Origin of the sequence: Massilia sp. MS-15, from assembly GCF_020176695.1 — a bacterium.
GTDB lineage: Bacteria > Pseudomonadota > Gammaproteobacteria > Burkholderiales > Burkholderiaceae_D > Telluria > Telluria hydrophila.
The window spans coordinates 71,032-82,466 of the sequence record NZ_JAIWIA010000009.1 but is presented as its reverse complement, the minus strand read 5'-3'; the positions used below and the strand labels follow the sequence as shown (position 1 = coordinate 82,466).

General features: G+C 63.4%; 6 protein-coding genes. 3 read left to right on the top strand and 3 right to left on the bottom strand.

Going from position 1 to position 11,435, the window contains the following annotated elements:
* The first annotated feature begins 256 nt into the window (after positions 1 to 256).
* The 3 genes from LCI23_RS05375 (at position 257) to LCI23_RS05365 (ending at position 4,249) form a co-directional block, all read left to right on the top strand.
* On the top strand, positions 257 to 3,148 hold the full coding sequence (locus LCI23_RS05375; protein WP_224945104.1) for a TonB-dependent receptor: 2,892 nt from the start codon (positions 257 to 259) through the stop codon (positions 3,146 to 3,148).
* A 79-nt stretch (positions 3,149 to 3,227) separates the two neighbouring features.
* Positions 3,228 to 4,061, top strand: a complete 834-nt coding sequence (locus LCI23_RS05370) for a hypothetical protein (protein ID WP_224945102.1) — start codon at positions 3,228 to 3,230, stop codon at positions 4,059 to 4,061.
* 26 nt (positions 4,062 to 4,087) lie between these two features.
* Positions 4,088 to 4,249, top strand: coding sequence for a hypothetical protein (locus tag LCI23_RS05365; RefSeq protein ID WP_224945100.1), 162 nt, complete (start codon positions 4,088 to 4,090; stop codon positions 4,247 to 4,249).
* 9 nt (positions 4,250 to 4,258) lie between these two features.
* Here LCI23_RS05365 and map read toward each other — a convergent pair whose 3' ends face one another.
* The 3 genes from map to LCI23_RS05350 all read right to left on the bottom strand — a co-directional run bounded on the left by map (position 4,259) and on the right by LCI23_RS05350 (position 11,249).
* Positions 4,259 to 5,023 carry a type I methionyl aminopeptidase gene (gene map, locus LCI23_RS05360; RefSeq protein WP_224945098.1) on the bottom strand — a complete coding sequence of 255 codons (765 nt, stop codon included), beginning with the start codon at positions 5,021 to 5,023 and terminating at the stop codon, positions 4,259 to 4,261.
* 129 nt (positions 5,024 to 5,152) lie between these two features.
* Positions 5,153 to 7,999 carry a TonB-dependent siderophore receptor gene (locus LCI23_RS05355; protein WP_224945097.1) on the bottom strand — a complete coding sequence of 949 codons (2,847 nt, stop codon included), beginning with the start codon at positions 7,997 to 7,999 and terminating at the stop codon, positions 5,153 to 5,155.
* 346 nt (positions 8,000 to 8,345) lie between these two features.
* Positions 8,346 to 11,249: a TonB-dependent receptor domain-containing protein gene (locus LCI23_RS05350; RefSeq protein WP_224945096.1), complete on the bottom strand. Its 2,904-nt coding sequence runs from the start codon at positions 11,247 to 11,249 to the stop codon at positions 8,346 to 8,348.
* Positions 11,250 to 11,435 lie beyond the last annotated feature (186 nt).

Below are 11,435 nucleotides of genomic sequence, written 5' to 3'. Positions count from 1 at the left end.
GCTTACCCTGATGTCTGGTCGTACATACGGAAGTTTGCCAAAACGCCCCGAAAGGGGCGTTTTTCGTATAGTCATATGGTCTTTATGCAGAAGAATATTCTGCGTTGAGGAAAAACAACAGATATCAAGTTTTTTTCGTCATTCCTTAAGAAAATCGTTTTCTTTGTTGCAAGTTCCTGCGAGACTAATCCTCTGTATGCACCAAGTGCATATGGTTTGCATTGAGAAATATTAAAAATCGTAGGGACGAGAAAACGTGAATAAACCACTCTTGAAACACAGTGTCGTCGCAGTTGCCCTGGCAGTTGGCGCCGCACCGTTCGCCCTGGCGCAAAATTCCGCTTCGGAAGCGCCGGCCACCGTCTATGTGACGGGCTCGAACCTGAAGCGTACGGACAAGGAAGGCACCCAGCCGATCCAGACCATTACCGCCAAGGAAATCCGCGAGTCCGGCGCAGCCACCGTCACCGAGCTGATCCGCCTGGTGCCGTCGATGGGTACCGACAACAACATCGACACGAACGACGGCGGCTTCTCGCGCGGCGTCTCGACCGCGTCGCTGCGTGGCCTGTCGTCGACCTCGACCCTGATCCTGCTGAACGGCCGCCGCATGGCGCCGTCGGCCTATGCCGACCCGAACAACGGCAATTCGACCCTGTATGACCTGAACCAGATCCCGATCAACGCGCTCGAGCGCGTCGAGATCCTGAAGGACGGCGCATCGGCAGTGTACGGCTCCGACGCGATCGGCGGCGTCATCAACTTCATCACCAAGTCCTCGTTCCGCGGCTCGGAAATCAGCGCCCGCATGAGCGCCAACGATGATGGCGAATTCGCACGCAAGGGCGTGACCTTCTTCACCGGCCTGGGCGACGTCGAGACCGACGGCTTCAACGTGTTCTTCACGGCTGACCTGTCGAAGCGCGACCGCACCCTGCGCAAGGACGTCACCGACATCAAGTTCGACGAATACAAGCGCCTGCAGAACCGCTACGCGACCAACTACGGCAGCAACATCTCGCGCGCACCGCTGTTCTACCGCGAAACCACCCCGGGTTCGCGCCAGTTCACCGCGACCCAGGCCAACGCCGCCGAGCGCTTCCGCACCCCGCTGGACAACTGCCCGACCGACCGCCAGATCGTCGGCAGCGCCGCGATGGGCTTCGCCACCAACAGCGTGTTTTTCGGCCGCACCTTCTGTAACTTCGACACCACGCCGTACCTGGAAGGTACCAGCGAAGGCGAAGACGGCAGCTTCCTGAGCCGCGGCGTCCTGAAGATCAGCGACAACGTGCGCGCCTTCGCCGAAGTGGCCTATGCCCGCACCGAGCGCCGCTACACCGCGGCCCCGATCGCGATCAGCACCGGCCCGGTGACCAACTTCACCTCGGGCGGCGTGGCGCCGTCGTACCAGACCATCCTGCCGATCGGCCACCCGGACAATCCGTTCCCGAACGCGCGCGCTTCGTTCGCCTACCGCTTCGAGAACGCGCCGAACGGCACCGAGACCATCAACCAGACCGGCCGCTTCCTGACCGGCCTGTCGGGCTCGCACTTCAACTGGGATTGGGAAACCGCCTTCCTGTACAACGAGGCACGCAAGGAAGACGGCTACAACGGCCGCCTGTACCTGCCGACCCTGAACAAGATCAACCAGGGCGCCACCATCGCCCAGGTGGCAGCTGACCCGACCCTGTTCCGCAGCACCCGCAGCGACGACCGTTCGAAGATCGCCCACGTCGACGCCAAGGCATCGACCACCTTCGGCAACCTGCCGGGCGGCCAGATTGGCATGGCAGTCGGCGCCGAATTCCGCCGCGAATCGCTGAAGATGACCCCGGACGCCGAACTGGCAGCCGGTAACATCTACGGCCTGGCCAACACCATCATCGACGGCGAGCGCGACGTCAAGTCGGGCTTCATCGAGTTCCGCACCCCGTTCTTCAAGAACTTCGAGATGGACTGGGCTGGCCGCTGGGACAAGTACGAAGGCATGAAGGCCAACTTCGTGCCGAAGGTCGGCGCCAAGTGGAACGCCACCAAGACCCTGGCATTCCGCGGTACCTACGCCGAAGGCTTCCGTGCTCCGGCACTGTCGCAGGTGACCCCGGGCGGCGCCCAGTTCTTCGTCTCGGGCCTGCATGACCCGCGTCGTTGCGAAGCCGACGAGAAGACCCCGAAACCAGGCGCGACCGAAGCAGACTGCAACAAGTCGGCATCGGGCACCGGTGGCGCGAACCCGGACCTGCGTCCGGAAACCTCGAAGTCCTACTCGTTCGGCATCCTGTTCTCGCCGACCACCAACTGGGACTTCGGCCTGGACTTCTTCAAGATCCGCAAGATCGACGAAGTGGCCCTGGGTTCGGAATTCGAAGCCCTGCGTAACGAAGACAAGAACCCGGACCTGGTCGTGCGCGACACCAACCCGGACAACCTGCTGCGTGACGCACAGGGTCGCCCGATCCCGGGTACCGGTCCGCTGCTGGCCGTCCGCCTGCCATGGACCAACCAGGGTGCAATGGAAACCCGCGGCGTCGACATCGACGTGGCCTTCCGCAAGAACCTGGGCTCGATGGGTAACTTCAGCGCCAAGCTGACCTCGACCTACACCCACGGTTACTACCTGGCGCAGCACGACGGCGACACCGAGCACAACCTCGCTGGCTACAACGCCGGCCTGATCGACTGGAACCTGTCGAGCGGCCTGGACATCCCGCGCTGGAAGACCAACATGTCGGCATCGCTGACCCGTGGCGCCCACGCGTTCAGTGCCAACCTGAACTACACCGGCCAGGTCTCGCTGCGTCGCAAGTATGACGCCGACCGTACCTATCCGGCGGCGTTCTGCCACTACGCTCCGGCTGTGAACAGCAGCACCACGGCCAACTTCCCGAGCGCCAGCGCAGCCGTTCCTGGCTACCTGGCAGCGTTCCCGGATTGCGCGGTCAAGGAATGGGTCCGTGTCGGCGTGGGTTACACCTACACCGGCATCAAGAACCTGGCTCTGACCTTCAACATCCAGAACCTGTTCGACGAAGCCGCACCGTACGATCCGCGTTACGGCGCAATCGGTGGCGTGGGTTACAACTCGGGCCTGCACAACCCATACGGCCGTTACTTCACCGTCTCGGCGAAGTACAACTTCTAAGCGCATCGCGCCTAGCAAAAACCCGGCTTCGGCCGGGTTTTTTTTTGAAGGCAGTCCACAAGCAATCCAGGGCGCAGCCTTGCCGCGGCGTGAACGCAAGGCGCCGTACAACGGCGGCAATGGGCTGCCGATTCGGGAGGAAGTGCTCGCCCGCTTCGACGAGACCGTCATTACCCGCAATTCATATGGCGCGCGCTGCCTGAATACCCCAGGCGTGCTGTGTGCCGATATCGATTTCCCCGAGGCCCCCAGCTGGCGCATGGTGCGGAACACGACCCTGCTCCTGCTCGCCGCCGTGACGGCGGCGGTGTATCTGTCGGCCGCGGCTGGCGCCGCCCCGCGCAGCTTGTGGATAACGGGCGTGATCGGCACGCTGGCAAGCCTGTGGCTGGCATCCACGTTGGCGAAGCTGGTCCACCGCAAGCTGGTTGGGGCCAGGGGCGGGCCGGAAGCGATCGCCCGTGCGCGCGTGCTGCGCTTCATGCGCACGCGCCCCGACTGGCTGCTCCATGTCTACCGTACGCCAGCCGGCCTGCGCCTGCTCGCCACCCATCGCCTGTTCGATCCACGGGAACCCGAGGTGGCCGCATGCTTCCAGGCCTTGGGCGCCGATCCCATGTACGTGGCCATGTGCCTGAACCAGCACTGCTTCCGGGCACGCCTCACGGCCAAGCCATGGCGCATCGGGTTGCAGGAACGGCTACGGCCACGGCCCGGCATCTGGCCGGTTTCGCCCGAGCGGATGCCGCAGCGACGCGCATGGCTGGAACGCTACGACCGCGCAGCCGCGGGATTCGCTGCCTGCCGCTTTGTCGAGTCGCTCGGCAATGGTGTCAGCGTACCTGCGGCGCAAGTAGTGCGGCAGTTGCACGATGAACTGAGCCAGGCCCGTTCCGGTCTGCCGATCGCTTGACCGGCCTGCCGGCCAGGGTGCCTCATATGAATGGATGGCAAGCCGGATTCCGGCATGGCGCACTGGCCCTGCTGCTGGCGACTGCGTTTCCCCCTGCGTCGATGGACCTGGGCGCGGAAAGGGTCCTGCGCTTCACGGGCCCGATCGATGCGCCCGGCGCCGACCGCATCATCGCCTTCGTCAAGTAAAGCGCGGTCTCAGGCGTCCGGCCATGGCGTCAGGATCTCGACGCCGTTCTTCGTGACCGCCACCATGTGTTCCCACTGGGCCGACAGCGAACCGTCGCTGGTCACCACGGTCCAGCCATCGTCCAGCTGGTCGACGTCGGCGCCGCCAAGGTTGATCATCGGTTCGACCGTGAAGGTCATGCCTTCCTTGAGCAGCAGGCCGGTGTTCGGCCGCCCGTAGTGCAGCACCTGCGGGTCCTCGTGGTAGACGCGGCCGATGCCGTGGCCGCAGTATTCGCGCACCACCGCGTAGCCGGCGCCCTCGGCCAGCTTCTGGATCGCGTGGCCGACGTCGCCCAGGCGCGCGCCCGGCCTGACCTGCCGGATCCCGGCCATCATGGCGCTATAGGTAGTGTCGACCAGCTTCCTCGCTTCAAGCGCGGGTTCGCCGACAAAATACATGCGGCTGGTGTCGCCGTGCCAGCCATCCTTGATCACGGTGACGTCGATGTTGACGATGTCGCCGTCCTTCAGGATCTCCTTCTCGCTCGGGATGCCGTGGCAGACCACGCCGTTGACCGAGGTGCACAGGGTCTTCGGAAAGCCGTGGTAGCCGACGTTGGCCGGCGTGGCCTTCTGTATCTTGCGGATGTATTCGTTGCAGCGGCGGTCGAGTTCCTCGGTGGAGACGCCGGGCACGACGTAATCCTTGATCATCGCGAGGACCTCGGCGGCGAGGCGGCCGGACACGCGCATCTTCGCGATATCCCTGTCGTTCTTGATGTTGATTGCCATGGTGTTCTTCTGTGTTGCGTCCGGATGGACGCCAAGCGAGCATGATACCCGCGCCCAACGAAAAATGCCCGCCGGGCGAACCCGGCGGGCATCGTGGTCCTTCGGTTCAGGCCCTGGCGGGCCCGTTCATCAGAACGACTGGTTGTAGCGCACGTAGAAGAAGCGGTCGATCGGGTAGTCCGCATCCACGCGCGAGGACGAGGCGGCGGAGGTGGTGATCAGGCGCGGCTTCTTGTCGAACAGGTTGTTCACGCCGACCATGACCTGGCCATTCCACGCGGTCTTGTAGCCCACGCTCAGGTCGGTGTAGGTCACGCTACCCAGCTTGTTGTAGTTCTTGCCCCAGCTCGCCTGGCCGCCGATGTTCGAGCACTCTTCAGCGTTGACCTTGTAGCAGCGATCCTTCACGCCGCTGTGGTAACGCGAGGTCCAGGTGGCGCTCCAGTTGCCCAGGCTCCAGTCCAGCGCCAGGTTCGACTTGACGCGGTTGTAGAAGTACTGGCCTTCGTAGTTGGTCCACTCGCCGCCGGCTTCGGCCTGGTCGCGCAGCTTGTCGACATAGGCGGTGTCGGAACGGATGCCGAACTGGCCGTACTGGGTGCGCGGCAGGCGATAGCCGATCGACAGGTCGAGCCCTTCGGTTTCCAGCGCGCCGATGTTGGCGTTGCCGCGCGCCAGCGAGATGATCTGGCCGCTGAGCGGATCACGCTTGATGACCGAGCAGTACGGTGCCAGGCCTTGCACGTAGCAGTATTCCGCCACGTCGGTCGCCGTGATCTCGGTGATCTGGTTGGTGATCTTCACGTTGAACCAGTCCAGGCCCACGGTCAGGCCCGGCACGTAGGACGGGCTGTAGACGAAGCCGGCGGTCTTGGTGATCGCGGTTTCCGGGGTCAGGGCCGCATTGCCCGCGCCCGCCATGAACGGGTAGGGGCTCTGGTCGCCAGCGGCGCTGGTGATCGGTCCGGTCTGCGATTCCTGGCGGAAGCCGGCGCCCGCGCCCGCGGCCGCGCAGCGCTGCGCCACGGCCGGGTCGCTGGTCTGGCCGTACAGCGAGTCGCACGGATCGAGATAATCGTCGAAGGTCTGCTGGCCGCCACCAAAGGTGTCTCCCACCGACGGTGCACGGAAGCCTTCCGCCCAGGTGCCGCGCACCAGCAGGTCCTTGATCGGCTTCCACATTAAGCTGGCCTTGCTGTTGTTGGTCACGCCGAAGTTGCTGTAGTCGGAGTGGCGGGTGGCCAGGTTGACGCTCAGCAGGTCGGCGAGGGGGGCGCCCTTCAGCAGTGGGACGTTGAGCTCGGCGTAGGCTTCCCTCACCGTATAGCGGCCACGGGTCGGGTTGCCGGCCAGGTCGGTCGAGTAACCGGACTGCTCGAACTGGCCCGGCAGGTCGTAGCCGCGCACTTCGCGGTGCTCGATACCGGCTGCGATACCGATTGCGCCGGCCGGCAGGGTGAACACTTCACCGGCGATGTCGGCGGTGGCGCTGTTGATGGTCGAACCGTAGGTCGCCTGGCCGGTGGCCATCACGTAGTTGATGACTTCCTGGTTGGAGGCCGACGGGCCGCCCAGGATGTCCCACGGCTTGCACTCGGCCAGGGCGATCGGGGCGTCCGGAGTGCCGCACTGGACCACGCCGGAACCGTTGCGGAACGATGGGCCGAGGGCCTTCTTGAGGTTCAGCAGGTTGACGTTGCCGGTGCCCAGCAGCGAGCCGCGCAGGGCGCTGTGGTTATAGCCCACGCTCCAGTTCCATGGCAGCGAACGGAGTTCGAATTCGCCGGCCAGGGTCGCGTCGATATGCAGGGTGCGGTTCTGGTTCTCGGTCACGCGCGGCTGCTCGATCGTGCGGCGGATGAAGTACAGGTCCTGGCCATTGCCTGCGCCCTGCACCCAGTTGCCGTACGGGTTGTACCAGTTGTCCTTGTCGATGTAGACCGGGAAGTCAGGCTGCGATCCGCTCTGCAGCGGATAGCCCGCGACCTGCGACACGCCCTTGCGCTGCGAGTACATGGCCGTGGTGGTGAAGGTCATGTTGTACGGCAGTTCGACGGTACCCTTGGTGAACAGCGTGTCGAGCTTGGTCGGCATCGCGAACATCATCTGCGACGCGCTGTTGAAGTTGTCTTCCGGACGGCCGTCCCAGTCGTGGTAGTTGGCCGGGTTGCGCGAATCGGCGCCGGTGCCGTCGCCCAGGGCGCCGCCGGTGTGGTTCAGCACCTTGTCCCAGGAGAAGTCGAGCGGCAGGATCTCGCCCCATGGGCCGGCACCGAAGCCTTCGGTCGGGTATTTCGGACCGCGCGGGAAGCCGGTGATCGGGCGCTTGTTGGCCCATACCACGCCCTGCTCGGTATGCGACAGGCCGAACATCAGCGAGACCTTGTCGCTGTTGGCGCCCATGGTCAGCGAGAAGTCCTTGCTCTTGCCGTCGCCTTCGGAGTTCTGGCCGACGTAGACGCTCAGGTTGCCGCCGTCGATGCGTTTTTTCAGGATGATGTTGACCACGCCAGCAATCGCGTCCGAACCGTAGATCGACGACGCGCCATCCTTCAGCACTTCGATGCGGTCGATCATGGAAGCCGGCACGGTCGACATGTCGGTGAAGCCGTCCACCGACTGGGTCCAGCGCTTGCCGTCCACCAGCACCAGCAGGCGGTTCGAGCCCAGGTTGCGCAGGTTGATGTACTGGCCGCCATTCTCACGGTTCGAAGTCAGCGAGCCGCCTTTGCTGAAGTCCGGCGAACCGGCCGAGGACAGCTGGTTCAGGACGTCGCCGACGGTGATCAGGCCGGTCTTCTGGATCTGCTCCTGGGTCATGATCTGGATCGGCTGGGCCGTTTCCAGGTCGACCTGGCGGATACGCGAACCGGTCACTTCGACGCGCTGCAGCGGCTGGGCTGCGTCCTGGGCGAATGCGGCGCCCATGCTGAGGGTCATGCCGCCCAGGCAGATCGCGCGGACCGACCGGGACAAGATTGTTTCCATCATGTTGCAAAACTCCTAATGTGAAAACGCGGCCGTCCTTGGGGTGCGGCCAGCGGGAAGGTCGATGAAGACCACCTGAAAGTAGTTAATCTCATAACTGGAATTACTTTCAAGTCAGCAATAAGAGCACCGCCGCGGCAGGAGTGTCAACTGAATCAACTTTAGTAAATACACAATTGTTGCAATTATGTGTATTTACTTTACAAATTTAATTTAACGATTGACGTATGCATACTGCCTGATCCAAACAAAAAAGCCCGCCTGGCTTGCGCCGGACGGGCTTGAAACGCAATTAAATTGCGTGGAACGGATCAAACGCGACTATTTTCCAGAATCAGAAGTTCTGGTTGTAGCGAACGTAGAAGAAGCGGTCGATCGGCAGTTCCGGGTTGACCGAGCTCGACGAGTTCGGGCCACCGTAGCCGCTGTTCGCGTTGTAGTTCACGATCGGGCCCTTGTTGCCGATGTTGTTGATACCGGCCAGCAGCTTCGCGTTCCATGGCAGCGCGTAGCCAACCGACAGGTCGGAATACCACATCTCCTTGAACTTGTTGTAGCCGGTGCCCCAGGTGGCCAGGCCCTCCGGGTTCGAGCACTCGACAGCCGGCTTCACGGTCCAGCAACGGTTCTTCTGGCTGCTGTAGAAGCGGTTGCCCAGGGTCACGCTCCAGTTGCCCATGCTCCAGTCGAAGGCGATGTTCGCTTTCCACTTGAAGATGTCGAACTCGCCGGCGTACTCGGTGAAGTTGGCCGTGTTGCTCGACTTCAGGCGCCAGGAGTCGACGTAGGTGGATTCCGAACGGAAGCCGAACAGGCCATAGGCCGTACGCGGCATGCGGTAGCTCAGGCTCAGGTCGTAGCCTTCGGTTTCCATCGCACCCAGGTTGGCATTGCCGCGCGACAGGTTGACGATCTGGCCAGAGATCGGATCACGCTTGATCACATCGCAGAAGCTGGTCACGCCATCGACGTAGCACTGGTTCACGACGTAGGAAGCCGTGATGCCGGTGATGCGGTTGTTGACGCGGATGTTGAACCAGTCCAGGCCGACCGACAGGCCAGGCACGTAGGACGGGCTGTAGACGAAGCCGGCGGTCTTGGTGACCGCGGTTTCCGGTTGCAGGTTGGCGTTGCCGGCGCCGGTCTGGAACGGCGTCGGGGTCTGGGCGCCGCCGGCGGTGACCGGGGTGCCTGCCTGGTTGACCTGGCGGAAGTTGACCGGCACGCCGGCGGCGGTGCAGCGCGCCTTGGTGGCCGGGGTCGTCGCCGCGTTGCCGAACTGGCTGTCGCACGGGTCGAGGTAGCTGTCATAGGATTGCGAGCCGCCACCGAAGGTGTCGTTCAGGGTCGGGGCGCGGAAACCTTCGGCCCAGGTGCCGCGTGCCAACAGGTCCTTGATCGGCTTCCACATGAAGCTGGCCTTGCTGTTGGTGGTCGAACCGAAGTTCGAGTAGTCCGAATAGCGCGACGCCAGGTTCAGGTTCAGCAGCTCGGCCATCGGCACACCCTTGAGCAGCGGGATGTTGGCTTCGAGGTAGGCTTCACGGACGGTGAAGCGGCCGAAGGTCGAGTTGCCGGCCAGGCCGGTCGAGTAGCCCGATTGCTCGAACTGGCCTGGACGGTCGTAGCCGCGGACGGTGCGGTACTCGAGGCCGCCGGCGACGCCGACCGCGCCGGCCGGCAGGGTGAAGACTTCACCGCTCAGGTCGGCGTTGGCGTTGCTGATGGTCGAACCGTAGGTAGCCTGGCCGACTGCCATGACGTAGTTCAGGGCTGCCGGGGTCGAGGCCGACGGGCCGCCGACGATGTCAAACGGCACGCACTCGGCCAGCGGGATCGGGCTGGTCGGGGTGCCGCACTGGACTACGCCGGAAGCATTCATGAAGGATGGGCCGAGGGCCTTCTTCAGGTTCAGCAGGTTCAGGTCGCCGTAGCCGGTGTTGCTGCCTTCAACCTTGTTGTAGTTGTAGGCGAGCGACCAGTTCCACGGCAGGCTGCGCAGTTCGAAGCCGCCTTCCAGGGCCGCGTCGATGTGCAGGGTGCGGTTGGTGTTGTCGGTCTGACGCGGCACTTCGATGGTGCGGCGGGCGAAGAACAGGTCGATGCCCTTGCCGGCACCGGCCACCTGGTTGCCGTACGGGTTGAAGTAGTTGTCCTTGTCGATGTAGACCGGGTACTTGGACTGGGTGGTCGAGCTCAGCGGATAGCCGGCGATCTGGCGGCTCGAGTCGCGCACGGCGTACATGGCGGTCGAGGTCAGGCGCATGTCGAACGGCAGCTCGATCTCGCCCTTGGTGAAGATCGAGGTCAGCTTGTTCGGCGACAGCAGGTGCATCTGCTGGGTCGCGTTGAACACGTCGGCGTCGGCGCCGGTGTAGGGGTGGTAGCTGTTCGGGTTGCGCGAATCCGCGCCCGTGCCCACGCCGTCGAAGCTGCCGGTGTGGTTGATGATGCGGTTGAAGCCGCCGGCGGAGGCGGTGGTGTTCGAACCGCCCGATGCGTTCACCGGGGTGATGCGGCCCCATGGTCCGCCGCCGAAGCCGGAATTGTAGTGTCCCGGACCGAAGGTGAAGGCGGTCCTGTTGCGGTCCTTGGCCCACACTTCACCCTGGGTGGTGTGGGTCAGGCCGAACAGCAGGCTCGCTTTCTCGGCGGTGGCGCCGTAGGAGACCGAGAAGTCCTTGTTCTGGCCGTCGCCCAGTGCGTTCTCGCCATAGTAGGCGCTGGCGGTGCCGCCATCCATGCTCTTCTTCAGGATGATGTTGACCACGCCTGCGATCGCATCCGAACCATAGATCGACGATGCGCCGTCCTTCAGCACTTCGATGCGCTCGATCAGTGCCGACGGAACGGTCGACATGTCGGTGAAGCCCGCCACCGATGCCGTCCAGCGCTTGCCGTTGACCAACACCAGCAGACGCTGCGCACCGAGGTTACGCATGTTGATGTACTGGCCACCCTGTTCGCGGTTCGAGGTCAGGACCGAGCCGCGGCTGAAGGCCGGGGTGCCGACCGAGGACAGCTGGTTGACGATGTCGCCAACGGTCACCAGGCCGCTCTTCTGGATCTGTTCCTGGTTCACGACCTGCACCGGCTGCGCGGTTTCCAGGTCGACCTGGCGAATACGCGAACCGGTGATTTCGACACGTTGCGGGGCTTCTTGGGCCTGCACCGCGGCACTCATCATCGACTGGAGGGCGATGGCGACGGCCAGCGCGATCTTGGTTGGTTGTTGCATGTGTTCTCCGTCTTGCACCCCTTAGGGGCACGTTTCTGTTTTTCAAAAATTGCAACCTGTGTGGCGTGGCGTAACCGTGGGTAAACGGGTAGCCAATATGCATACACATCTTTATAAGATCATCACGCGTTGACTAGCGTCAATGCCATGGAAGGGGAAATATGTCGCGAAAACAACAGTTATGAC